The following is a 24993-nucleotide window of genomic DNA, read 5'->3' as shown; positions in this document are numbered from 1 at the left end:
TAAGGGGCTGTCTTAAATCCGAAAAGATGAAAAAGACAGCCCCTTTCAAATTGTTTAGGTAAGTAAATCGTCAGCATAAAAGGAAATCCTCTATAGCATTAACTAAAAAATCCCATCAACGCTGACATTATAATAAAATTCGCTTATAATTGACTAAATTTTATACAAATTCAAAATAGCGTAGTGAAATTTGTGGTTTTCTAACTACACCTTTCGCGTACACATTGCTATAATATACTAGAGACTGCTAGATTTAGGTAGCATAGACGAAAAGGTGGGCTAACAAAATGGCATTACCGGTAGAAGGAGAAACGATACAAATACATAGTTATAAGCACAATGGCCGTATCCACCGTGTTTGGCAAGAAACGATGGTTTTAAAAGGAACGAAAAATATCGTAATCGGTGCGAATGAACGGACACTTGTGACAGAATCCGATGGTCGTACATGGCTAACGAGAGAGCCTTCGATTTGCTACTTCCATGCGGAACACTGGTTTAATATCATCTGTATGCTACGTGAAGACGGTGTGTATTATTATTGCAATCTAAGCTCACCATTTGTTTTCGATAATAATGCCATTAAATATATCGACTATGATTTAGATATTAAAGTTTTTCCTGACATGTCTTATACCCTTTTAGACGAGGATGAATATGAGCTCCATCGTAAGGAAATGTCTTATCCTGATGTCATAGATAAGATTTTAAAGCGCAATGTCGATAAATTAATAAGCTGGATTCAACAAAAAAGAGGACCATTTGCACCCGATTTCATCGATGTCTGGACAAATCGTTACAAGTTCCAGCTTGATATGCAGTCAGATGATCAATCATGACACCTATTAGTTTAACTAATAGGTGTTTTTTTATTGGAGGGGAACAGAGTGTTGTTAAGGCAAAGGTAAAATAGTCCGCTATAAAGTCATCATAACTGTATTTTAATCAAAATATTGCTATAATACATAGGGCATTCATCTTCGAATGTCTGTTTCTTTTGTAAGGATGTGATGATAAATTGGGAAGCATTAAGCGATATATGCGCTTTGTTAAACCCTATACATGGGAAATTATTTTAACGATTATCATTGGTATAGTAAAATTTGCTATTCCACTATTTATTCCACTGCTCATTAAGATTGTGCTAGACGATATTATTGCAGCAGATGACTTAACAGATGTAGAAAAAACAAAAGAACTATTTTATTGGCTAGGTGGCACTATTATTGTATTCTTTATTATCCGTCCACCTATTGAATATTATCGACAATATTTTGCACAACACGTAAGCAACAAGGTGCTATTTGATATTCGTAAGGAAATTTATGCACATTTACAGCGTTTAAGCTTAAGGTACTATGCCAATACACGAGCAGGAGATGTTATTTCAAGAGTAATTAATGATGTTGAACAAACAAAAACCTTTGTCATGACGGGTTTAATGAATGTTTGGTTAGATCTGGCGACAATTGTAATTGCGATTGCCATTATGCTAACCATGGATGTTAAGTTAACACTAGTAGCGTTAATCGCATTTCCATTTTATGCTTTCAGTGTGAAGTACTTTTTTGGCAAATTGAGAGATTTAACACGGAAACGATCTCAAGCTCTTGCAGGTGTACAAAGCTATCTACATGAACGTGTAGCTGGTATGAGCATTATTAAAAGCTTTACTTTAGAAAAGCATGAACAAAAATTGTTCGATTCAGCAAACGGTGAGTTTTTAGAAAAAGCGCTTGATCAAACAAAGTGGAATGCAAAATCATTTGCTGTCGTGAATACCATTACAGATGTAGCGCCATTACTAGTTATAGCCTATGCGGGCTATCAAGTAATAAATGGGTCACTTTCAGTTGGAACAATGGTTGCTTTTATTGCTTATATTGAACGTCTGTATGGCCCACTTCGTCGACTTGTTAGCTCGTCCACAACTTTAACGCAGTCAATCGCTTCAATGGATCGAATGTTCGATTTAATAGATGAGCCTTATGAAGTGAAGGATAAGGACTATGCTGGTGAACTCCCACGTGCAAATGGGCAGGTTCGCTTTCACAATGTATCCTTCCAATATGAAGAAACTGGCTCACCTATTATAGATGCTATCGATTTAACGATAAATCCTGGGGAGACTGTTGCCTTTGTAGGGATGAGTGGTGGTGGTAAGTCAACGATTATCAGTTTAATTCCTCGCTTTTATGATACAACAAGCGGGAAAGTGACCATTGATGGAAAAGATGTACGGGATGTTACTTTACATTCTTTACGATCTCAAATTGGTATTGTCCTGCAAGACAATATACTTTTTAGTGACTCTGTCAAAGAGAATATCTTAATGGGGAAACCAGATGCAACAGATGCACAGGTCATCGAAGCAGCGAAAGCGGCAAATGCCCATGACTTTATTATGAGTCTGCCTAATGGTTATGACACAAAGGTTGGGGAAAGAGGAGTAAAGCTCTCTGGCGGACAAAAACAACGAGTTGCCATTGCGCGTGTGTTTTTAAAAAATCCACCAATTTTAATCCTTGACGAGGCTACTTCTGCATTAGATCTAGAAAGTGAAGCACTGATTCAAGAATCATTAGACAAGCTTGCTCATGAACGAACAACTATTATTATTGCGCACCGTCTTTCTACAATTACCCATGCTGACAAGATATTCGTCATCGATCATGGTCAATTAATTGAAAGTGGAACACATGAACAGCTAATGGACAGTCAAGGGACATATTATAATTTATTCCAAGTACAGCATTTAGATTAAAATTTTCCGTAAAATACATGGTTTAAGAATTTTTTCAAAAAAAGTCTTTCATTTATTCGAAAATGGAAGGCTATTTTTTTTTGAAAAATGTAAAAAATTATCTCTTTATAAGATTTTATTATTATCGAAGGCGATTATTGTAGAAATTCTATGTAATTTGCAGAATATTAATGATTGAAAGAGTAATGATTTTTAGTTAGAATTATCTGAAAATAAGGAATTTAACGAAAGTTATAGTATTCTATTAATATTATTATACATTTGAGTAAAATATAGGTAGGGTGGGGCGTTACACATGAGGAAAAAACTACTAGAAATAAAAGGTTTGAAAACAACCTTTTTCACAGATAATGGGCAAATTCCTGCTGTAGACGATATCGATTTTTCTGTCCATGAAGGAGAAATTTTAGGGATTGTAGGAGAATCGGGAAGTGGTAAAAGTGTTACGTCGCTGTCCATCATGGGATTAATTCCATCACCACCAGGTAAAATAACTGGTGGAGAAATTTTGCTAGATGGCAAAAATATTGCTAAATGTACGGACAAACAAATGCAAAAAATACGTGGTAAAGACATTGCAATGATTTTCCAAGAGCCGATGACTTCGCTAAACCCTTTGTTCACGATTGGTGATCAGTTAAAGGAAGCTATATTAATCCACAATCCAAAATGGTCAAAAAAGGAAGCGTTTGCAAGAGCGGTTGAAATTATGAAATTGGTAGGTCTACCACGTGCTGAGGAATTGCTAAAGGACTACCCACATCAGCTGTCTGGCGGTATGCGTCAACGTGTGATGATTGCTATGGCACTTGTCTGTGACCCTCAAGTATTGATTGCGGATGAGCCTACAACTGCATTGGATGTTACGATACAAGCCCAAATTTTACAGCTTATGAAAGACTTAAATAAACGATTGAATACAGCTGTGTTGTTAATTACACATGATCTGGGGGTTGTCGCGGAAACTTGTGAGCGAGTGATTGTTATGTATGCAGGACAAATAGTGGAAGAGGCGCCGATTCATGAAATTTTCACTAATCCTAAACATCCCTATACACAAGGACTCATTCAATCAGTACCTGACATGCGTTATAAAAAGGAAAATTTATACTCCATTCCTGGAAGTGTACCGAAACCAGGAAGTATTCAGGTAGGCTGTCGTTTTGCGGCACGCTGTGAATATGCAATGGAACGTTGTTTACAGGAAACACCACCTTTATTTGAAGCAGCAGAGAATCATAAATCGAGATGTTTTTTACTAGAGAAGCAGGAGGTGGAGCAACGTGTCGAAAGCGTTATTAAAGGTTGAGGGATTAAAAAAATATTTTCCGATTCGAAAGGGAGTCCTTAATTCACATGCCGGGGATGTAAAGGCTGTAGATGATGTTTCCTTTGAAGTATTTGAAGGAGAAACATTAGGAATTGTTGGCGAATCAGGCTGTGGTAAATCCACAACGGGTCGCTTATTAATGCGTTTACTAGAGCCAACTGGAGGTAAAATAGAATTCGCAGGTAAAATGATTTCAGAATTATCCAACAATGAAATGAGGAAGGCACGTAGAGATATTCAAATGATTTTTCAGGATCCCTATGCCTCACTAAATCCTCGCCATAACATTGGCAAAATTTTAGAGGAGCCCCTTATTGTTCATGGGATAGGTAATGCCAAAGAGCGAAAACAGAAAGTGTTGGAGCTACTTGAGATTGTTGGATTGAATGAGTATCATATCAAGCGCTATCCGCATCAATTTAGTGGAGGGCAAAGGCAACGTATCGGCATTGCTAGAGCCCTGATGACCAATCCACGCTTAATTATTGCGGACGAGCCAGTATCTGCACTTGATGTGTCCATTCAGGCACAGGTTTTGAATTTATTGCAAAAGCTGCAAAAGGATTTAAAGCTAACTTATATTTTTATTTCCCATGATTTAGGGGTTGTACGTCATATCAGTAATCGAGTTGGCGTTATGTATTTAGGTAAATTAGTTGAGCTGACAGCGAGTGAGGACTTATATGCTGAACCGCTTCATCCATATACACAAGCACTTTTATCTTCGGTTCCTGTTCCAGATCCTACGTTTGAACGGGAACAGATCATCATTTCTGGAGATATTCCAAGTGCATCAAACCCGCCAAGCGGTTGTACATTCCATACGAGATGTCCATTTAAAAAGGATCAGTGCTCACAGGTAGTACCTAAAATGCAAGAAGTGAAACCAGGTCATTATGTTGCTTGCCATCTTTACGAGGCACTACAACATTAAATGATATAAAAACTCATAGGGGGAAATTCGATGAAGAAAAAGAAGTTTTGGACTTTAGGTGTAATGCTACTCCTTATTCTCTCGACAATCTTAGCAGCATGTGGCGGCTCAGATAACAAGGATACGGGTAGTAAAGATACTTCAACTGGTGGCGATACAGCTAGCAGTGGAGAACCAAAAATTTTAGTCTATGGTCGTGGTGGAGATTCTGTAGCACTTGACCCTGCTGTTGTTACAGACGGTGAATCCTTCACAGTGACAGCTAATATTTATGAAACACTTGTAAACTTTGGTGAACGAGATGTAACAATTCAACCAGGCTTAGCCAAATCATGGGAGGCATCAGAGGATGGTTTAACGTATACTTTCCAGCTACAAGAAGGTGTGAAATTCCATGATGGCACAGATTTCAATGCTGAGGCTGTTGTTAAGAATATTGAACGTTGGAAAACAGGTGCGGATAAACATCCTTACTTTAGTTCGCAATTTGTCGTTGGTGACAAGCAAGTAATTGAATCTGTAACTGCAGAGGGAGACTACACAGTTGTCTTTAAGTTAAGTCAACCTCAAGCACCATTTTTGAAAAATTTAGCAATGTCTCCATTTGCAATTGCTTCTCCAACAGCATTTGAAGCAGATGAAGAAGGTTTATCTGCAAATCCTGTAGGAACAGGTCCATTCAAGTTTGTTAGCTGGGTACGTAATGATTCAATCACAATTGAGAAAAACCCAGATTACTATATTGATGGCTATCCTAAATTAGATAAAGTAATTTATCGTTCTATTCCAGAAAACTCAGCACGTTTAAATGATTTATTAGCAGGCAATATTGATGTAGCTGATGGCTTAAGTCCTTCTGATAAAGGAACAATTGAAGGCGATGCAAATTTACAGTTAATCGAACGTCCATCTATGAACGTTGGTTACCTTGGTTTAACTGTTACACGTCCACCTTTTGATAATGTAAAAGTACGTCAAGCAGTCAACTATGCAATTGATAAACAAGCATTAGTGGATGCGTTTTATGAAGGGCTAGCTGAACCAGCGAAAAACCCAATGCCACCAGTAATTTCTGGTTATAACGATGAAGTGACAGGCTATACGTATGATCCTGAAAAAGCGAAAGCATTACTTGCTGAAGCAGGTTATGATGGCAAGGAAATTGAGCTATGGGCAATGCCAGTACCACGTCCATACATGCCAGACGGACAAAAAGTGGCTGAAGCGATTCAAAAGAACTTAGAAGACGTAGGTATTAAATCTAAAATTGTGTCATTTGAATGGGCTACGTATTTAGAAAAAGCTCAAAATGGTGAAGCGGATGCATTCCTACTTGGCTGGACAGGCGATAATGGGGATGCGGATAACTTCCTATACACGTTATTAGACGCCGATAATATTGGTTCTAATAACTATACGTTCTATGATAATCCAGAATTACACAAGATATTAACAGCTGCTCAAACTGAGATCGATGAAGACAAGCGTAATGAACTTTATAAGCAAGCTCAAGTAATTATTTCTGAGGATGCTCCATGGGTTCCACTTGCTCACTCTATTCCAATTTTAGCTGCTAACAAGAAAGTTACAAATTACATTGCGCATCCTACTGGCTCTGACCGTTTAGATGCAGTAGATATTCAATAGTAAATTTCATCATTTTTTAATTGAACAAAAAAATGTGAAGAATCTGCTTGCTTTTCTGCGGGTAAGCCGTGGAAATCTCGCAGATTCTTTTCAAGTAAAGATAATGATTATTTCCTGTATGAAAGAATTCAACTAAACATTCAAAACCGTTTAGTGAAGGCTCAACCTTTCAACAGTATATAAAGACTTCACAGTAGATTATGAAAATCATAGAGAGGTGATGAAAATGCTTCACTATATGGGGAGACGTTTACTTCAACTAATCCCAGTTTTGCTTGGAATGACTTTTATCGTCTTTATGTTGATACGAGCAATCCCTGGAAATCCAGCACAGGTTATTTTAGGACAACAGGCAACAAAAGAGGCGGTCGAGGCGTTAAACGCAAGTTTAGGATTAGATAAGCCGTGGTATACACAATATTTTAGTTACTTAGGGGGTATTTTTCAGGGAGATTTAGGAGTTTCCCTACGTACGAAACTACCTGTATCAGAAGAAATTTTCCCATACTTAGCAGCAACAGCCGAACTTGCATTATTTGCGATGATTATTGCGATCGTTATTGGTGTGAATGCTGGCATTATTTCTGCATGGTTCCAAAATTCTTGGTTTGATTATACAGCGATGATCATAGCGTTAATCGGTGTTTCTGTACCCGTGTTCTGGCTTGGATTGATGGAGCAATGGACATTTAGTAGTAAGCTTGGTTGGCTGCCTACATCTGGTCGAGAAGATGTGCGAAATCCAATTACCGCCATAACCCATTTTTATTTACTAGATACACTCATTCAAGGCCGCTTTGATCAATTCATCGAAGTCATAAAGCGATTAATATTACCAGGAGTAGCACTTGCAACGATTCCGATGGCTATCATTGCAAGAATCACAAGGTCTTCTATGCTGGAAGTTATGCGTTCAGATTATGTAAGGACGGCAAGAGCAAAAGGACAAAAAATGTTTATCGTTGTTTATAAGCATGCATTAAAGAATGCGGTTATTCCTGTGTTAACGGTAATTGGTCTACAAACTGGATTACTGCTAGGTGGTGCCATTCTAACAGAGACGATTTTTAGTTGGCCAGGAATTGGTCGTTATATTTATGATGCGATTGGCTTCAGGGATTATCCTGTTATTCAATCAGGTATTCTCATCGTTGCATTTATTTTCATCATGATTAACTTAATCGTGGATTTACTGTACACAGTAGTCGACCCACGGATTAAATACAAATAGAAGGGAGTTGCAATGATGACTGGAGCAATCGATATAAAAAAAGAAGTAGCACCAGCTCGAGAAAAGGCAGTAGGTCCATGGCTCGAAGGCTGGCGTAGTTTTAAAAAGAGTAAAGTATCCCTTGTGGGAGCAGGAATTGTTATATTTTTCATTTTACTGGCTGTCATTGGTCCGTTCATTGCACCGCAGGGCATCAATGAACAAGATTTAACGAAGCGCTTACTGGCACCATCCGCTGATCATTGGTTTGGAACGGATGATTTTGGACGGGATATTTTTTCGAGGATTATTCACGGTGCAAGGATATCGCTATGGGTAGGCTTTTTTTCTGTTATTTTGTCCGTGATAATTGGTAGTTTACTTGGCATCATTGCAGGTTATTATGGAAAATGGATCGATACGATAATTTCACGTATTTTTGATATTATGCTAGCTTTCCCTAGTATGCTACTAGCGATTGCAGTAGTATCAGTGCTGGGTCCATCTTTACAAAATGCATTAATCGCCATTGCTATTATTAACGTACCGAATTTTGGGCGCTTAATCCGTTCTAAAGTTTTAAGTGTCAAGGAAGAGGAATATATAGTAGCGGCAAAAGCAATTGGCATGCGTGATGCACGAATTCTATTTTCACATATTTTGCCGAATTCCATAACCCCAATAATTGTACAGGGAACACTAGCAATTGCGACAGCCATTATTGAAGCGGCAGCATTAGGTTTCCTTGGGCTAGGGGCTCAAGCTCCAGCACCAGAATGGGGCAAAATGTTAGCGGATGCACGGAAGTTTTTATTAAATGCTCCGTGGACGATGATTTTCCCTGGTTTAGCTATTATGTTAACAGTTTTAGGCTTTAATCTAATGGGGGATGGACTACGAGATGCACTTGATCCAAAAATGAAAAGTTAGTAATTAGGAACAATAGCCTTCTACAAGTTAGAAGGTTTTTTTAGCTGCGTGGACCAATGGATATAAAAGGAACATTTTTACTACAAAAACGTTCTATAGTATAGAAAAAGACATGAGGGGCTTTCAAAAATAAGAGAAAACACCTTTTCGGAGCCATTAATTGAATTTTTTGTCACGTTATTTTAGACTTAATTTAAGTAGAAATCTTTTAGCTTAGTAGATTATTGCTTACCATAAAATCTTTCGACTGAAATACATATTTTAGGAGGGTGTTAGAATTGGGGATTAATTTACAAAAAGGACAAAGAGTTGATTTAACAAAGGGTAACGCAGGATTAAATAAAATTAAAGTTGGTTTAGGGTGGGACCCTGTAGGCCAAGAGAAAAGTGGCGGCTTTTTAGGTGGTTTATTTTCTAGCAGAAATAGTGGCAGTGGCAGAAGTATCGACTGTGATGCTTCAGTATTAATGTTACAAGATGATAAGGTTGTAGCGGGTGACGATGTTGTTTATTTCGGGAAATTAACAAGTAGCTGCGGTTCTGTTCGACATTCAGGTGATAATTTGACAGGTGATGGCGATGGTGATGATGAGGTAATTACAATTGAACTATCGTCTGTACCTTCGCAATATAACAAGCTTGTGTTTGTTGTAAACATTTATGATGCGGCAGGTCGCAATCAACACTTCGGTATGATTCAAAATGCATATATTCGTGTATATGATGACAGGACAGGAAGCGAATTAATTCGCTATAATTTAACTGATAATTATTCGAATTTAACGACGTTAGTATGTGGAGAAATTTACCGTCATAATAACGAATGGAAATTTGCTGCGGTTGGTACGGGAACAAATGACATAAAGCTTGGCGACGTTGTTCGAAGATATCAATAAATAATTGACTAACTAGGAGGAATAAAAATTATGGGCATTTCACTACAAAAAGGTCAGAAGGTAGATTTAACTAAAACAAATCCAGGATTAACGAATGTTGTTGTAGGTTTAGGCTGGGATACAAATAAATATGATGGTGGTCATGATTTTGACTTAGACTCCTCTGTATTTTTACTTGCTGATACAGGTAAAGTTGCAGATCAAAATGATTTTATTTTCTATAACAACACTACAGGTGGCAATGGTTCAGTTGAGCATTCAGGCGATAATTTAACAGGTGTAGGCGAAGGTGACGATGAAGTGGTGAAAGTGGCATTAACTCAAGTACCTGCCCATGTTCAGCGACTAGCTTTCACAGTAACCATTCATGATGCAGAGTCTCGCAGTCAAAACTTCGGTATGGTGTCTAATGCCTATATTCGTATTATGAATGCTGCTTCCAACGAAGAAATTATTCGCTATGATTTAGGCGAGGATTTCAGTATCGAAACAGCTATTGTTGTAGGAGAATTATATCGTCATAACGGAGAATGGAAATTTAATGCGATTGGTGCAGGCTATCAAGGTGGCTTAGCTGCTTTATGTAATGATTATGGCTTAAGTGTAAACTAAAATTTCATCTTTGGACAGAAAGGGAGATTTTTGAATGGCTATACAATTAAGTAAAGGGCAACGTATTGATTTAACAAAGCAAGATCCAGGCTTAAATAGCATTGGCATTGGTTTAGGCTGGGATGTAAAGCAATTTGATGGTGGACAAGACTTTGACTTGGATGCATCTGTATTTTTACTAGATGCTTCAGGTAAATGTCGGAATGAACAGGACTTTATTTTCTATAATAATCTAGCGAGCCCAGACCAATCTGTTGTCCATACAGGAGATAATCGTACAGGTGCAGGGGATGGGGATGATGAAAAAATTCTTGTCAACTTAAAGCAAGTATCACCTCAAATTGAAAAAATTGTAGTGACGGTTACTATTTACGATGCTGAGGGACGTCATCAAAACTTCGGGCAAGTCTTAAATGCCTATGTACGATTGACGAACGAAGAGTCGGGGTCAGAGGTATTGCGCTACGATCTAGGTGAAGATTTCAGTATTGAAACGGCTGTAGTATTTTGTGAGCTTTACCGACATAATGGTGAGTGGAAATTTGCTGCAGTAGGTTCAGGTTACCAGGGTGGACTAGCTGCTTTAATCAATGCATATGGCCTACAGTAACTATGGGACATAGGGGCATGGTAAAGGAGCGGGTGTAGATGTATTAAATGAGATATTCAATACATATGCACAGTTTTAACACTAGCAGATGTAACAAGGGCTTATCGTAATGCACTGAAAATATGTGTTAGTATTTTGGGGCTACCATCCTTCGCATGAAATTTTCGTTATTATTTTAATAGCTAAATTCTTATTGACATTTGTGGTTTACAAGTTGAAAAAGAAAACAGCAGTGTAAACAAGGCACTGTATTAGTCTGTATGGAACAGGCTGATACAGTGCTTTTTTCACAAAAGGCATAGTTACTGGGGAGAGGATTAGATGCAACACTTTGCAACAGAAGCAGAGACGATTTTTTATAAGAAGCCACAGCCGTTTACAAAATGGGAAACGTCGGATATTTTGTCATATGCCTTAGGTGCGACTTTGTATATGCCAGCTTCCATGCCTACGATTGTGAGCTTGATCCGATCACAAAAATATAAGGAACTCACATCACTCGTCATTGATTTGGAGGATGCAGTTGGAGATGCAGAGTTAGTAGATTGTGAAGCTAAGCTGATAGAGGATATTAGTGAATTATATGCACTCTATCAGCAAAAACAGCTATTACTTCAGGAGCTCCCTTTACTTTTTGTTCGAGTACGTCATGTTGAGCAATTTCAAAAGCTAACAACTGTTTTAGGAAAAAAGCAAGAAATATTAACTGGCTATGTCTTTCCGAAATTTACAGCAGAACAGGGTGCTCGTTATTTCGAGTTGCTTGAACAAACCATTTTAGAAAATGATTTAATTTTATATGGTATGCCAATTTTAGAAAGTCGTGAGGTCCTATATAAGGAATCTCGCATGGAAGCGTTATTAGACATTAAAGCAGTTCTACATCAATACAAAGCCCGTGTGTTAAATGTACGAATTGGTGCTACCGATTTTTGTGGCATTTACGGAATTCGACGCCGTATGGATTCTACCATTTATGATATTAGTGTCATTCGCGATTGTATTGCAGATATTGTTAATATATTAGGCCGTGAGGAAGATGGTTTTATTATTTCTGGGCCTGTGTGGGAGTATTTTAATAATCAGCGTGTATTAAAGCCCGCACTTAGAGTGACACCATTCAGTGAGAAAGGTGCGCTTGATACAAGGAAAGCATTATTAGACGATTGTTTAGATGGATTAATGAAAGAAGTTTTAATGGATAAACAAAATGGCATAGTGGGAAAAACAATTATTCATCCGAGCCATATCCGTGTTGTGCATGCCCTCTATGCTATTTCGTATGAGGAATACTTAGATGCGCTAAGTATTATAGAAAATAATGATGGACAAAAAGGTGTTATGAAAAGTCACTATGCTAATAAAATGAATGAAATGAAGCCACATATGAGATGGGCACAACGGATTTTAAAACAGGCTCATGTCTATGGTGTTTATCATGAATCTGTCGATTTTGCTTCACTGTTATTACAGTCTGAAATAGGTGGTAGTGTATATGCAACAACAAATGAGTAAATTAAGCATTTTACCGAATTATTCAATTGATATTGAAATTACCTACAATCCACATAATTTTGCGCTAACCGACTTGTTTAGAATGGCGGCTCGGATTAATAAGAAGAGACAATTTTTGTTTGTAAGCACGGTACTAGGCAAACATTTGGCTGTCCGTCCGCAAATCCCTTTACTGACAGGAACTCTTTTAGCTATGCTATATCAGCAGCACCTTACTGGACAAAAGGTAATGGCTTCGTCTGTCGTTACAGCTTTAAAAGATGAATCTAATTTGGATGAAGTACAAAAATCCATAGAAGGAACCCTAGAATTAACGGATGAAACATTATTTATTGGCTTTGCTGAGACGGCAACAGCACTTGGACACGCAGTATTTAATACCTTTCACTCGAATGCTATGTATATCCACACAACACGTGAAGTGCTGCTAGATTTTGAGCCATTTGTTACGTTTGAGGAAGAACATTCACATGCGACAAGCCATAGAATTTATACGGAGGAACCAGAACTTTTACTGCAAGCTAAGCGCATTGTGTTAATTGATGATGAGATTACTACTGGAAATACGGTCATTAATATGATTGAGACATTAAGACAGAAATTTCCTTTAGTGAGACAATATGCGGTACTATCTATTTTAGATTGGCGTTCCCAACAGCAGCAAACAATCTTTAAGCAGTTAGAAGTACAATGGGATATCTCTATAGAATTCATCTCCATTATGTGTGGGAATTTTTACTGTTCAGGCATTCCAAGCTTAACCAGTACACAACCTAACTTACTAACACAGATTGCACGAGATATGGATATTTGTCCGATTCAAGTATCTGCTGATCGCAAATCCTATCGATCTGTTGCGGAGAATGGATTAATAAATAAGCATCCCTATTTACTAGCAACAGGGAGATTTATGCTCACGTCAAAACAGCATGTTGACCAAAAGCAAACGATACAAGCTATTGCTATGCAAATACAAGAGCTAAGAACAAATGGGCCAGCGCTTGTTATTGGCACGGGTGAGTTCATGTATGTTCCTATGCAAATTGCCTCTTATTTAGGGAATGATGTTTATTTTCAGTCAACTACTCGTAGTCCAATCTATTGTACAGATGATTTAGGATATACGATTAACGATAAAATAGCCTTTGAAAGTCCAGAAAATAACGGGGTCACTAATTTTTTATATAATCTTCAAAGCCAGTCTTACACGGAACTTTTTTTCTTAGTGGAACGTATAGCAAGTAAAGAGGTAGTTGCTCGTGTGGTAAAGGCATTACAAGAAGCCACTAACGCCAAAGTATATGTAATTAGTATGCATGAATTGGAGGTAGAACGATGATATCGACTTTGCAGCCAGATAAAATGGGGAGTTATGCACCAGAGGACGTTATTTTTTTATTGCGTGATATTGGAAGTGCATTCCTTGAAATGGATAATGAGAAACGTGAACTACTCATTCAATCGGGTATACATTATTCGGAAATGCTGCCAGTGGAGAAGCAACCATCGGATACCTACATGAATCTTTTTTATAAAGCGCTAGATGTTCATGCAGAAAGAATAGCAATCGCCGTTGGAGTAGTGGCAGAACAAATCATTGAAAATAGAGGATTAAAAAATTTAATTCTTGTGAGTTTAGCTCGTGCAGGTACACCCATTGGTATTTTAATCAAACGGTATATAGCCATGCATTATCATGTGAATGTTCCACACTACTCCATCTCTATACTGCGAGGTCGTGGGTTTGATGAAATGGCAATTCGTTATATTTTGACACAGCATCCTCTAGGAAGTCTGCAATTTATTGATGGTTGGACAGGAAAAGGGGCAATTACCAATGAATTAATTCAATCCTGCCAAAAGTTTAATTTACAATACCAAGAACAGTTAAGTGCCGATTTAGCTGTTTTGGCTGATCCTGGCCATTGTGCAGCTATTTATGGAACTCGTGAGGATTTTTTAATACCATCTGCTTGTTTAAATTCCACTGTATCTGGATTAGTAAGTAGAACGGTATTAAATTTGCAGTTTATGGATGCAAACGATTTTCATGGTGCAAAATACTACAAAGAATTAGAGGCAATAGATGTCTCCAATCTGTACATAGAGCGTATCGTCACATGTTTTGAACAAGTACAGAGTAAAATTGTGCAACAAATTCAAGAGCAAGAAATCTCTCCAATTACTTGGGAGGGTATGAAGTCCGTGCAAACAATTCAACGAGATTTTGGTATTGATAATATTCATTTCATTAAGCCAGGTGTTGGGGAAACGACAAGAGTTTTGCTGAGAAGAATACCTTGGAAGATTTTAATTAACCCACAGTACATGCATGAATTGAAACATATTTTATTATTAGCCCAAGAAAAAAATGTATTGGTTGAAGAGTATTCGAATATGTCCTATGCATGTTGTGGTTTGATCAAAGAATTATAGAGGAGAATATGATGATATTATTTACATCTGATTTAGATAGAACCCTTATTTATTCTAAACGCATGATGGAGATGTTTCCGCCAGCAACAGAGACAATCGTCGTTGAACACAAGGTCGAAATAGCAATGAGTATGATGACACAGGCAACAGCACCCCTATTGCAACAGGTACACCAACAAAGTTTATTTGTACCTGTTACGACAAGAGCCTTACATCAATATAAAAGAATCCATTTTATTCATGATTTATGCCCTGCTTTTGCAATTACAAGCAATGGGGGTACAATAGTAGAAAAGGGTCAGCCATATGAGAAATGGACACAAACATTATCTAGACGTATTGAAGATTCCTCGATCCCTCGTATGGATATGCTAAAGCTTTTTCAGACGATTAAATCTGATACATGGCTACAACGATCTCTGTATATAGATGAACTTTTTTATGTACATCATGTAGATATTGATGTTTTACCATCCGATGAATTACAAGCGATGATTCAAGAGTTTGATATGCATGGTTGGCATGTTCTGCTACAAGGGAAAAAATTGTATTTTATGCCCAAGGTGCTGACAAAGGAAGCGGCTATAGAATATATAAAAGAGTTCTGTACATACGATGTGCATATAGCAGCAGGTGATTCTATTATGGATTATGGCATGCTTGCAATGGCTGATTTAGGTTTTACACCAAATCATGGCGACTTAAAGGATAAACAGCCAAAGTTTTTACAAAATACAACTTACTCGCCTCACAATGGTGAAGCATTTACAAAGAATTTATTGGAAACAGTTTTACAGATGGCATCACAACAAACGATCGTATAGATGTTCAAATATTTTTGTTGTCATTAGGTGAGACGTCCTATGACAAATGAATGCTTTAGCATAGGCTGAGGATGATTTTTAGGAGGTGCGTTTGTATGCAAACAATCACAATTAAATCAGTGTTGGAGCGTCATCCTGATGATTGGCTACAGGCGTTTCAAGATTCACCAAAGGATCGTGCATTTTATGAAACAACAGAGCAGCAAGTGAGCTTTAGTAGAATTGGTGTTCGTGTATTGGGCGTACCAATCGAAGAAGATGATTATTTCAATTCATTATTTACATTGTCACAGAACACTAACATCCATATTTTAAGTGAAGAATTAAATAAACATATTGAACCAAAAGACTTTCAGGCAATACAAACAATCCTTTCGCAGCATCAACAAACTCCACAAGGTCTATCTATAAATCGTTTAGTGGCAATGATGTATGGTTATCAATTAATTCCTAAGCATGATGACAGTGTAATGAATCGCCATTTACAGTTAGCAACCATTAAAGTAGTAGAGCTCTTTCAAAAACAGCAATCGTTAGGTTTGCTAGCAAATGACTTTCGCCGTTTTTTAATTGATATGGTGAAATGGTTGAAAAACCATTGGATTCTATGGACAAAATCCATGAAACCAACAGATGATTTTCCTAAAGTAGTTTGGTATGGGGAAGCAACTCTAAGTCAGCGCTATTTCTTATTGTTATTAATGGAGCTTGGTTGTGATGTGTTAATTTTTCATCCAGCTAAAATAGATGAATTTGCTGAGATTGATCCTAACGATACTTTCTCTATCACATATGCATATGCCAATCAAACAACTTTACAGCCATTTCCTGATAAGTTGCGTGACCGGCAGGCAACGGTTGGATATCGATCTAGTCAGCATTTTGAGCAATTAATGCATGATCAGCAATCAGGTGTCTATAAGCCTTGGCAGTTTAAAGATTTTATGCCACGCTCCTTAACATTACGGATGACATATGATGATATTTTTATTTATGCAAAAGAGAAAGCTTTGGTTCGACCACAGTTTGAAGTAATTGGGAATGAGATTGTCATTCCAGTCATATTTGCCAAAATTAGTGGGGTTTCGAGCAGACGGGAAGAATACTGGTATTATATGCATCAGTTATTAGCAAATCCGCAAACTGTTTTTGTCCAGAAATTCCCCTATGCACCAACGAGTAGAGCCAATTTTCACTTTCACTATAAGCACTGCCTAGTAAATGGAGAACTATCAGTAGAGCGTATTATGCAAAGTGATTGGTGGCAATACGGTGAGTTAACATTGGAGCTACAGCGTGCGATTGCACACACGATAAAAACTTCCTGTGAGCAGCCCATGTTGAAACAGCAGCCAAATGAGACCTTATATGATTTACAGTTATTTTTATTTAAACAAATGACGATGATTCCACAGGAGATCCTAAGATTACTACAAAGCTTTGACTATTCCCAAGAGGTACCGAAGCTGGTATTATACCAAGCACCTCAACAACCAGCTTTATCACGTGAGGATATAGCGTTATTGGCCTTTTTAAATCGGTTTGGTGTGGATATTGTTTTTTATAATCCGACAGGTCAACTAGATTTAGAAAAGTATTTGCAAGAGGATAGTTATGATGTACACCGTTTAGAGCATATGCTGTTTGACTTGCACTATGAAGAACCAAAGCCACAGAAAACTGCACCCGACAAAATCATAAAAAAACTCTTTAATCGTTTTTTCTGATGATAGGAAGGAGGCGGCACGAATGTCGAATAACTCGTTGATGCTGAAGCAGCTGACACTGGAAACAGCAGAAGCCTTCAAAGAACAGTTAAGGGATCATGCAGAGGTACGGCAAATTGCCAATCAAATCAATATAAAAAATCAGATAGAGCTATTAGCTTTGGGAAAAGAGCCGTCCACAAAATTAGCTACATTTGCAGATCAAATTTTAGCCATCATCACCCAGTCAACAACTTTCGAATCAAATGAATTATTTAAGCAGCTTGAAGCCCTTATGCAGACATTCGACAAACAAGATTTTACAGAGCAAAAGGGATTTTTTAAAAAGCTATTTGCACGTAAGATCAAAAATGATGGCGATTTATTTACGAAATACAATGGACTGGGGAGAGATATTGAGAAAATCCATTATCAATTTGTACTGATGGAAGAGGAATTAGCAAGGGATAATCGAGTACTTGCACGTTTATATCAAGAAGACCTCATGTACTATCTTGAGCTAGAAAAGTATATCGTAGCAACTGACATGAAACTTCATGAGGTCCAAACAACATTGATTCCGATGTATGAAAAACAGAGTGAAGCAGGTAATCAGCTGGCGAAAATGGAGCTAAATCGTTTGCAAGCTATTGCAGAGATGCTCCAGCAAAAAATAGATGATTTAGAAAAATCGCGTATGGTGGCTATTATCACAGCCCCTCAAATCGATATGCTACGTAATGGTAACAATGAATTGATTGAACAAATTAATGGGGCTTTTGTTAAAACCATTCCTGTTTTTAAAATGGGTTTGATGAATGCAGTTAATGAGAGACGTCAACAATTACAAAATCAATCAGCCGCTGCCTTTGAAGATCGTATGAAGCAATTTGGGGGAGCTAGCAAGGAAGCGGTGCAATTAAGTACTGCCATGGCTCAACAATCCAGCACTACCCAGACTCTTGAAGAAATGTGGGATACGATTGTATCAGGCATTGCCAATTATCAGCAATTACGTGATGAACAAACGGTTAAACGCCAACAAGCAGAGCAACAATTGCTAACATTGCGTTCTTAGCTTCTTTCCTCTAAGTAGATTACTACTTGGAGGTTTTTTGTATAAAAAAAGCGACAGAATTACCGCATTCAATGGGTGATCAAAGCCCCCTGAATCAAGGTAATCTGTCGCCAAAATGTTAGCTATATGAATTCCTCTTCAAATTCTACATTGATTTCATGTCCATGATAGCTTTGGTAAGAAACAATAAGTGTATCAAGATGTTCTAAGTTTTCCTCATAATCTAAAATACGCGATAAAATATAGAGTAGGTGATAGCTAGAAAACTCCGTATCGCCTTCTTCACGAGCAAAGTTGATTTGCTTAATGAAAATTTCCATCAGCTCATTACGTTGGACATAGTCAATGCTTTTACTCCACTCTGAATGCTCAGGCTTTAGTTTTCCTGTATATTTTAAGAGCAATTGCTCATGGTACGTTAGCAAGGAATCAAGTCTTTCCTGAATCATTAAATGAAATTGTGTAGGGAGCTGCGCTAATTCATTTTCGTGATTATGCAAACGCTGTAGCAACTCCAAGCTTTTCTTGGAAGTTAAAATCATTTGACGATAGACTACTAGTTTACGTGCTTTCACATATTTTTTATTTTTAAAATAATTACGCTCTTCCTTATATAAATCATACAGCGTATCCACTCGTAGCATACGGTTTTTAAACTTACTTAATGCTGTCTTTGTGGATGTGTGCTCAGAAGCTTGACGTACAGCCAGTCGTGTCCAACGAATAATATCATCTTGTAAAATATAAATTTTGCGAAATAGTTTTACCTCGTATTTAGGTGGTAAGAACACAAGGTTTACGACAAACGCTGCTAATACACCAACTAATATCGTAACAAAGCGTATTAAACCAAATGTTAAAAAGTCATCCCCTTGAAATTCCATAATAGCCACAACTGATACCAACGCTAGCGAAAGTGATTTTTCCAGTTTAAACTTTAACATTAAACCAATAGCTATTATGACAGCTATACCAATGGCAACGACATGATGGCCAAAAAGTAAGCCGAAAATGACAGCAATTGTCGCACCTATGATATTCGCTTGTACTTGCTCTACAATGGTTTGGTAAGAACGATAAATAGAAGGCTGAATAGCAAAAATAGCTGCAATTCCAGCAAAAACAGGTGAAGGTAATTTTAACAACTCTGCAATAAATAATGCAAATACGATAGCTACACCAGTTTTAAATACACGGGCACCTAATTTCATAAAGATGTCCTTTCTGTCTAATATTTTTTAGCTTCTTTACATTATAGAAGGAAGTGCTCATAAAATACATAGATTTGCATGGATGAATAAGAAAAAGGCGACTTCTACTTGCAAGTCGCCTTTTTCTTGTCAAGATTACAATTGAGAAAACGCAATATCTACTGCTTCAATTGTTTCCTGAATATCTGCTTCTGTATGCTCAGTTGTTAAGAACCATGCTTCATATTTAGAAGGAGCTAGATTAATGCCTTGCTCAAGCATAAGTTTAAAGAAGCGTCCGAATATTTCACCGTCAGAGTTTTCAGCTTGCTCATAGTTTTCTACTTTCACGTCTGTAAAGTAAATAGTCAGCGCCCCTTTGAGACGATTTAACGTGATGGTTACGTCATGTTTTTTAGCAGCAGTTAAAATTCCTTCTTCTAAAATTGCGCCCAATCTATCCATTTCATCATAAATGCCTGGCGTTTGTAGCACTTCTAGGCAAGCAATACCGGCTTGCATAGATGCAGGATTTCCAGCCATCGTACCCGCTTGGTATGCTGGACCGAGTGGTGCAACAGTATCCATAATCTCTTTACGCCCGCCATATGCACCGATTGGTAAACCACCACCAATAACTTTACCAAGTGCAGTTAAATCAGGTGTGAGGCCAAGTAAATTTTGAGCGCCACCGTAGTGGAAGCGGAAGGCCGTGATGACTTCATCATAAATCGTTAAGGCCCCTTTTTCTTTAGCAGTAGCGTGTACTAATTCAAGGAAGCCAGGATTCGGTTCAACAATACCAAAGTTTCCTACAATTGGTTCGATTAAAATAGCTGCAATCTCCTCGCCCCATTTATTCATGGCTTCTGTAAAGGCTTCAGGGTTATTAAAAGGTACAGTAATAACTTCTTCAGCAGTTGAAGTTGTTACACCTGCTGAGTCTGGTGTTCCTAATGTTGCTGGACCTGATCCTGCAGCCACTAATACTAAATCGAAGTGTCCGTGGTAGCAACCAGCAAATTTCATGATTTTTGTACGGCCTGTATAGGCACGTGCCACACGAATCGTTGTCATAACAGCTTCTGTACCAGAGTTGTTAAAACGTACTTTATCCATCGATGGAATGGCTTCCTTTAACATTTTTGCGAAAGTAACTTCATATTCAGTCGGCGTCCCAAATAATGTACCATTTTCAGCAGCATGCGTTATGGCCTTTGCAATATGAGGATGGCCATGACCAGTAACGATTGGACCATATGCTGCTAGATAGTCGATATAACGATTGCCATCTACATCCCAAAAATAAGCGCCTTTTCCTCGCGCCATGGCTACAGGAGAACCGCCACCTACTGCTTTATATGAACGAGAAGGGCTGTTTACACCACCAACAATATGCTGTAATGCCTCTGCATGTATTGCTTCAGATTTTGCATGATTCATAGAATTGCCTCCTAACTTTTTATACGTAATCTATTGTAGACCTATCAGTGTAAGAAATCCAAAGAAATTAAGGGATATGACTTGATTTGTTACTTAGAGTAAAATAGGACCTACAGAGGAGGAGATTATATGACATTACTAGAAGGACAAAAGGCGCCAGATTTTTCTCTATTGAACGAAAAGGGCGAGATGGTGCATTTAGCTGATTTTAAAGGAAAAAATGTTATTTTATACTTTTATCCAAAGGATATGACACCAGGTTGCACGACGGAGGCATGTGATTTTCGTGATAAGTTTGAAGACTTCAGTCATTTAAATGCTGTTGTTCTGGGTGTTAGCCCAGATAACGCAAGCAAGCATACAAAATTTATTGATAAGCATGGTTTGCCATTTTCATTATTAGTGGATGAGGACCATGCTATTGCTGAAGCATATGGTGTATGGGTTTTAAAGAAAATGTATGGACGTGAATATATGGGCATAGAGCGTTCAACGTTTTTAATTGATGCTGAGGGGAAGCTTGTAAAAGCTTGGCGCAAAGTTCGAGTGAAAAATCATATTGAAGATGTATATACTTATTTAGCAGAACAGGAGGCAAAACAATGAGAATCTATTTTACATTTGAACCTAGACCAGATTTACGAGAACCATTAGTAGCAGAATTTCCGCAGCTTGAATTTATCTTTGAAAAGAGCTTATCAATTGAAGAGCTTCAACAAGCGGATGTATTAGTTACATATGGTGAAGATTTAACAGAAGAGAGTATTCAATCTGCGACTAAGCTAAAATGGATTTTTGTTGCATCAGCAGGTATAGAAAAAATGCCAGCTCAGGCTATTATTGAACGTGGAATTCTAGTTTCAAATGTTCGTGGCATTCATAAAACGCCTATGGCTGAATCCATGCTTGCTCATATTTTAGCCATTAAAAGAGCTTTGCCTTGGATGTATGAGCAGCAAAAGAAAAAAGAATGGTCGAAAAAAACACAACAAACGGAACTACGGGATAGTACGGCACTTATTTTAGGGCCAGGTGCCATTGGTTCGGAAGTTGGACGTTTATTGCAAGCTTTTGGTGTTACGACGATTGGCTGTAACCGCTCTGGTAAAGAAGCAGCCTATATGAATACGATGATTAGTTTTACCCAATTAAAAGAAGCTCTACCTCATGCAGATATCGTTATTTCTGTACTACCAAAAACAACAGAAACGACCCATTTATTAAAAGAAGAGCATTTTGTTGTGATGAAAAATAATGCGATCTTCATGAATTTTGGTCGAGGTAATTTAGTTGATGAAAAGGTACTCTTGCAAGCAATTGAAACCAAACAAATAGGACACGCAGTTTTAGATGTATTTGAAGAGGAGCCTCTGGCATCTGACAATCCATTATGGACATTACCAAATGTCATAGTATCACCTCATGTATCCAGTCATTCTTCTCGTTATGTTGAGCGTAGCTTAGAAATATTCAAGCCAAGCCTAACAAAATGGCTAAAGGGTGACAAGGATTTAGAAAATGTTATGGATTTATCGAGAGGCTATTAAGGAAAAAACATTGATTTATTGAGGATAGGCAATGTGTGATTGTTGACGAAGTAGTACGAATTGGATACACTATTTATAACAATTATAAATTAATAATACTTATGGAAGAGGTGCATGACGATGTCTGCAACGCATTTACAAGATGCACTGGACACGTTGAAAACAACTGGTGTACGTATTACTCCTCAGCGTCATGCTATTTTGGAATACCTAATTCAAACAATGGCACATCCTACTGCCGATGAAATTTATAAAGCTCTTGAGGGTAAGTTCCCTAATATGAGTGTAGCGACTGTTTATAACAACCTGCGTGTATTTCGTGAAGTAGGTCTTGTGAAAGAGCTAACTTACGGGGATGCTTCAAGTCGCTTTGATTTCGTGACAAACGATCATTACCATATGATTTGTGAATGCTGTGGTAAGATCGTCGATTTCCATTATCCTGGACTCGACGAAATAGAGCATTTTGCATCACAGGTAACAGGCTTTGATGTGCATTCGCATCGCTTAGAGATATACGGCACTTGTCCATCATGTAAAGTTGCTACTGCTAAAGTACAATAAAAATCCTAGCTCTTAAAAAGGGCTAGGATTTTTTTGTTTTATTATTATAGGATTGATCGAACTCTTTACCTTCTAGAGTAGGATCAAGTGTTAATGGCTCATTGCAGTACATGCACATATCTACTCGGCCTAAAACCTTTGTATGTTTATGGCAATTAGGACACTCTACCTGAATAGCTCTTGTTGACAGTAATCCGATCCACGCATATACAACTGTGCTACCGATAATACAAAGAACACCTAGTGACATGAAAATTAAAACTAATATCGGGCTGTTTTTAAAGAAAATGCCTCCGTACATGACAATAAAACCAAAAAAGATTAGTGCTAATGCGAATGAACGAATTTTATTAATTTTACTTTTATAAGGTTTCATATTTCATCTTGCCTCCCAATCTAAAATCTACTATAACATATAAGGGCAAAGTATTTTAGCTTTGAACTGAATGAAAGAAGGAATACTTTTAGAGTATGTCGAATTTTTAACGGAACAAAACAACCTATATGAATAAAGGAGGGCTGAACATGGAGCAAGTACTGCGTCCGATATATCAAGAACGTGCGAGTCAGTCGAATACATTAGGCGTAATTTTAGTGGAAAAGCGTGAAGAACAAAGTAACGTTACAGATACATTTGATACGGTTTTACTCATTATCGTAAAAGAAGCAGAGCAACCAGTCTTTTCAAAACATTACTTATATGAAGGAAATAAAATCGCTCTACATACTGTTACGGAGAAATTAATTCGAAAATGGTTACTCATCGGTTCAAATAGAAAGGTTGTTGATTGGATATTCTTCGGTAGAGTATTATTTGATCGGAATGAATTTCTGCATAAACTAAAAATAGAATTGCAGGAATTTCCGTATAGTGGTCGTAAAATTAAAACAGGTATTCAATTTTCAAAGTTAATTCGTCGCTATTTGGAGGGGAAAGAATACTTTGATAAAGGAAGTTACTTAGATGCTTATAATCATGTTGTGGATTCGCTACATCATCTAGGCCGCCTATCTATTATCGATAGTGGCCTGTATCCTGAAGTAACTGTTTGGGCACAGGTGAAAAAAATCGAGCCAGCCATCTATAAGCTGTATGAAGAGCTAGTGACAAGTAATGAGCCAATAGAAAAGCGCTTAGAATTATTGTTTTTAGCAAGTGAGTTTTTAATCCACTCTCGTACACGAGATGGGGCACAGCATATATTAGAAGTCATGCAAACAAAAGAAATGTGGACTATTCAGGAATTACATGATCATCATGAGCTCGTGAACTACTCCGTGGATTTAGAAGTGTTTGTTGAGTATCTAGTGGATAAAGGCTATATTCAAATTGAACCCATTGCAGCGAAAAATGATAGGATATTTCACCGTCATTACAAGGTAAATAAAGATGCTCTAGAAATGGGGCAATGACTGTAGTATGCTTGTAATCGAGGTATCTAAAAAATACCTCGATATTTTTTTAGAAAAGTAGTTGACGAATAATATCTTAGTATTGTATTATATTAATTGTCGCTAAGACATAAACGAATAACTCAGAAAAACACAAAAAACTTTTTTAAAAAAGTTGTTGACATGTTTTGAATGAGATGTTAATATAAAGAAGTCGCTGAAAAACGACTTAAATAATGAACCTTGAAAACTGAACAAGCAAAACGTAATCAATAAAGTTTTAAGTAGCTAGCTTCGGTTAGTGAACAAAACAAAAATTTTGGACATCAAACATGATGCCAGCAAAACAATTTGAGCTAATCAAA

23 protein-coding genes are annotated in these 24993 nt (G+C 37.5%); 20 read left to right on the top strand and 3 right to left on the bottom strand.

The features are described 5' to 3' along the window. Positions 1-287 precede the first annotated feature (287 nt). The 16 genes from ntdP to EW028_RS18910 all read left to right on the top strand — a co-directional run bounded on the left by ntdP (position 288) and on the right by EW028_RS18910 (position 18492). A complete protein-coding gene (gene ntdP, locus EW028_RS18985; RefSeq protein ID WP_004230486.1) occupies positions 288-839 on the top strand; it encodes a nucleoside tri-diphosphate phosphatase in 552 nt (183 codons plus the stop codon). A gap of 179 nt (positions 840-1018) precedes the next feature. Then, positions 1019-2764, top strand: a complete 1746-nt coding sequence (locus EW028_RS18980) for an ABC transporter ATP-binding protein (RefSeq protein ID WP_131521935.1) — start codon at positions 1019-1021, stop codon at positions 2762-2764. Positions 2765-3059: 295 nt separating this feature from the next. Then, positions 3060-4073 carry an ABC transporter ATP-binding protein gene (locus EW028_RS18975; protein ID WP_009371539.1) on the top strand — a complete coding sequence of 338 codons (1014 nt, stop codon included), beginning with the start codon at positions 3060-3062 and terminating at the stop codon, positions 4071-4073. Further along, complete coding sequence (locus EW028_RS18970) at positions 4048-5028, top strand: ABC transporter ATP-binding protein (RefSeq protein ID WP_131521934.1); 981 nt, start codon at positions 4048-4050, stop codon at positions 5026-5028. Before EW028_RS18975 ends, EW028_RS18970 begins: the two co-directional genes overlap by 26 nt. A gap of 30 nt (positions 5029-5058) precedes the next feature. Next, positions 5059-6675 (top strand): ABC transporter substrate-binding protein, encoded by a 1617-nt coding sequence (locus EW028_RS18965; protein ID WP_131521933.1) that lies wholly within the window; start codon positions 5059-5061, stop codon positions 6673-6675. A gap of 226 nt (positions 6676-6901) precedes the next feature. Continuing rightward, complete coding sequence (locus EW028_RS18960; protein WP_131521932.1) at positions 6902-7906, top strand: ABC transporter permease; 1005 nt, start codon at positions 6902-6904, stop codon at positions 7904-7906. A 12-nt stretch (positions 7907-7918) separates the two neighbouring features. After that, positions 7919-8815 (top strand): nickel transporter permease, encoded by an 897-nt coding sequence (gene nikC / locus EW028_RS18955; RefSeq protein WP_131521931.1) that lies wholly within the window; start codon positions 7919-7921, stop codon positions 8813-8815. Positions 8816-9093: 278 nt separating this feature from the next. After that, on the top strand, positions 9094-9711 hold the full coding sequence (locus EW028_RS18950; protein ID WP_131521930.1) for a TerD family protein: 618 nt from the start codon (positions 9094-9096) through the stop codon (positions 9709-9711). Positions 9712-9741: 30 nt separating this feature from the next. Continuing rightward, complete coding sequence (locus EW028_RS18945) at positions 9742-10323, top strand: TerD family protein (protein WP_048394760.1); 582 nt, start codon at positions 9742-9744, stop codon at positions 10321-10323. Between the two features lie 34 nt (positions 10324-10357). Beyond that, a complete protein-coding gene (locus EW028_RS18940) occupies positions 10358-10933 on the top strand; it encodes a TerD family protein (protein WP_016994007.1) in 576 nt (191 codons plus the stop codon). Between the two features lie 321 nt (positions 10934-11254). Then, entirely contained in the window at positions 11255-12448 is a 1194-nt protein-coding gene (locus tag EW028_RS18935; RefSeq protein WP_131521929.1) for an HpcH/HpaI aldolase/citrate lyase family protein, read from the top strand. Continuing rightward, the gene (locus EW028_RS18930; RefSeq protein ID WP_131521928.1) at positions 12429-13787 is read left to right on the top strand and encodes a phosphoribosyltransferase family protein; all 1359 of its coding nucleotides are present in this window, start codon (positions 12429-12431) and stop codon (positions 13785-13787) included. The genes EW028_RS18935 and EW028_RS18930 overlap by 20 nt, the downstream gene beginning before the upstream one ends. Next, positions 13784-14884 (top strand): cysteine protease StiP family protein, encoded by a 1101-nt coding sequence (locus EW028_RS18925; protein WP_131521927.1) that lies wholly within the window; start codon positions 13784-13786, stop codon positions 14882-14884. The genes EW028_RS18930 and EW028_RS18925 overlap by 4 nt, the downstream gene beginning before the upstream one ends. Positions 14885-14895: 11 nt before the next feature. Beyond that, a complete protein-coding gene (locus tag EW028_RS18920; protein WP_131521926.1) occupies positions 14896-15708 on the top strand; it encodes an HAD family hydrolase in 813 nt (270 codons plus the stop codon). 95 nt (positions 15709-15803) lie between these two features. Continuing rightward, on the top strand, positions 15804-17435 hold the full coding sequence (locus EW028_RS18915; RefSeq protein ID WP_131521925.1) for a YceG family protein: 1632 nt from the start codon (positions 15804-15806) through the stop codon (positions 17433-17435). A gap of 22 nt (positions 17436-17457) precedes the next feature. After that, entirely contained in the window at positions 17458-18492 is a 1035-nt protein-coding gene (locus EW028_RS18910; RefSeq protein WP_131521924.1) for a toxic anion resistance protein, read from the top strand. 122 nt (positions 18493-18614) lie between these two features. Here EW028_RS18910 and EW028_RS18905 read toward each other — a convergent pair whose 3' ends face one another. Together EW028_RS18905 and EW028_RS18900 are read right to left on the bottom strand one after the other, a co-directional pair. Next, positions 18615-19703, bottom strand: a complete 1089-nt coding sequence (locus EW028_RS18905) for an FUSC family protein (RefSeq protein ID WP_004230503.1) — start codon at positions 19701-19703, stop codon at positions 18615-18617. Positions 19704-19838: 135 nt separating this feature from the next. After that, on the bottom strand, positions 19839-21125 hold the full coding sequence (locus EW028_RS18900; RefSeq protein WP_131521923.1) for a glutamate-1-semialdehyde 2,1-aminomutase: 1287 nt from the start codon (positions 21123-21125) through the stop codon (positions 19839-19841). 129 nt (positions 21126-21254) lie between these two features. Here EW028_RS18900 and bcp point away from each other — a divergent pair, with 129 nt between their 5' ends. The 3 genes from bcp to perR all read left to right on the top strand — a co-directional run bounded on the left by bcp (position 21255) and on the right by perR (position 23236). Then, positions 21255-21731, top strand: a complete 477-nt coding sequence (bcp, locus tag EW028_RS18895; protein ID WP_131521922.1) for a thioredoxin-dependent thiol peroxidase — start codon at positions 21255-21257, stop codon at positions 21729-21731. Then, entirely contained in the window at positions 21728-22672 is a 945-nt protein-coding gene (locus EW028_RS18890; RefSeq protein WP_131521921.1) for a D-2-hydroxyacid dehydrogenase, read from the top strand. Before bcp ends, EW028_RS18890 begins: the two co-directional genes overlap by 4 nt. Positions 22673-22792: 120 nt before the next feature. Next, the gene (gene perR, locus EW028_RS18885) at positions 22793-23236 is read left to right on the top strand and encodes a peroxide-responsive transcriptional repressor PerR (RefSeq protein WP_131521920.1); all 444 of its coding nucleotides are present in this window, start codon (positions 22793-22795) and stop codon (positions 23234-23236) included. Positions 23237-23258: 22 nt separating this feature from the next. On the opposite strand, the gene EW028_RS18880 is transcribed toward perR, so the two are convergent. Then, complete coding sequence (locus EW028_RS18880; RefSeq protein ID WP_004230509.1) at positions 23259-23612, bottom strand: YgzB family protein; 354 nt, start codon at positions 23610-23612, stop codon at positions 23259-23261. Positions 23613-23761: 149 nt separating this feature from the next. Here EW028_RS18880 and EW028_RS18875 point away from each other — a divergent pair, with 149 nt between their 5' ends. Beyond that, positions 23762-24649, top strand: coding sequence for a nucleotidyltransferase-like protein (locus EW028_RS18875; protein WP_016994017.1), 888 nt, complete (start codon positions 23762-23764; stop codon positions 24647-24649). The last annotated feature ends 344 nt before the right edge of the window (positions 24650-24993 follow it).

Origin of the sequence: Lysinibacillus sp. OL1 (genome assembly GCF_004332175.1) — a bacterium.
Classification (GTDB): Bacteria; Bacillota; Bacilli; order Bacillales_A; family Planococcaceae; genus Lysinibacillus; species Lysinibacillus capsici.
Note: the sequence above shows the minus strand (reverse complement) of the source record. Positions and strands in the feature narration are given on the sequence as shown.

What these genes read in the sequence shown, in the direction of transcription:
- ntdP (WP_004230486.1), top strand. Translation starts at nt 288, where the DNA reads ATGGCATTACCGGTAGAAGGAGAAACGATACAAATACATAGTTATAAG.
- EW028_RS18975 (WP_009371539.1), top strand. Translation starts at nt 3,060, where the DNA reads ATGAGGAAAAAACTACTAGAAATAAAAGGTTTGAAAACAACCTTTTTC.
- EW028_RS18965 (WP_131521933.1), top strand. Translation starts at nt 5,059, where the DNA reads ATGAAGAAAAAGAAGTTTTGGACTTTAGGTGTAATGCTACTCCTTATT.
- EW028_RS18960 (WP_131521932.1), top strand. Translation starts at nt 6,902, where the DNA reads ATGCTTCACTATATGGGGAGACGTTTACTTCAACTAATCCCAGTTTTG.
- nikC (WP_131521931.1), top strand. Translation starts at nt 7,919, where the DNA reads ATGATGACTGGAGCAATCGATATAAAAAAAGAAGTAGCACCAGCTCGA.
- EW028_RS18945 (WP_048394760.1), top strand. Translation starts at nt 9,742, where the DNA reads ATGGGCATTTCACTACAAAAAGGTCAGAAGGTAGATTTAACTAAAACA.
- EW028_RS18940 (WP_016994007.1), top strand. Translation starts at nt 10,358, where the DNA reads ATGGCTATACAATTAAGTAAAGGGCAACGTATTGATTTAACAAAGCAA.
- EW028_RS18935 (WP_131521929.1), top strand. Translation starts at nt 11,255, where the DNA reads ATGCAACACTTTGCAACAGAAGCAGAGACGATTTTTTATAAGAAGCCA.
- EW028_RS18930 (WP_131521928.1), top strand. Translation starts at nt 12,429, where the DNA reads ATGCAACAACAAATGAGTAAATTAAGCATTTTACCGAATTATTCAATT.
- EW028_RS18925 (WP_131521927.1), top strand. Translation starts at nt 13,784, where the DNA reads ATGATATCGACTTTGCAGCCAGATAAAATGGGGAGTTATGCACCAGAG.
- EW028_RS18920 (WP_131521926.1), top strand. Translation starts at nt 14,896, where the DNA reads ATGATATTATTTACATCTGATTTAGATAGAACCCTTATTTATTCTAAA.
- EW028_RS18915 (WP_131521925.1), top strand. Translation starts at nt 15,804, where the DNA reads ATGCAAACAATCACAATTAAATCAGTGTTGGAGCGTCATCCTGATGAT.
- EW028_RS18910 (WP_131521924.1), top strand. Translation starts at nt 17,458, where the DNA reads ATGTCGAATAACTCGTTGATGCTGAAGCAGCTGACACTGGAAACAGCA.
- EW028_RS18905 (WP_004230503.1), bottom strand. Translation starts at nt 19,703, where the DNA reads ATGAAATTAGGTGCCCGTGTATTTAAAACTGGTGTAGCTATCGTATTT.
- EW028_RS18900 (WP_131521923.1), bottom strand. Translation starts at nt 21,125, where the DNA reads ATGAATCATGCAAAATCTGAAGCAATACATGCAGAGGCATTACAGCAT.
- bcp (WP_131521922.1), top strand. Translation starts at nt 21,255, where the DNA reads ATGACATTACTAGAAGGACAAAAGGCGCCAGATTTTTCTCTATTGAAC.
- EW028_RS18890 (WP_131521921.1), top strand. Translation starts at nt 21,728, where the DNA reads ATGAGAATCTATTTTACATTTGAACCTAGACCAGATTTACGAGAACCA.
- perR (WP_131521920.1), top strand. Translation starts at nt 22,793, where the DNA reads ATGTCTGCAACGCATTTACAAGATGCACTGGACACGTTGAAAACAACT.
- EW028_RS18880 (WP_004230509.1), bottom strand. Translation starts at nt 23,612, where the DNA reads ATGAAACCTTATAAAAGTAAAATTAATAAAATTCGTTCATTCGCATTA.
- EW028_RS18875 (WP_016994017.1), top strand. Translation starts at nt 23,762, where the DNA reads ATGGAGCAAGTACTGCGTCCGATATATCAAGAACGTGCGAGTCAGTCG.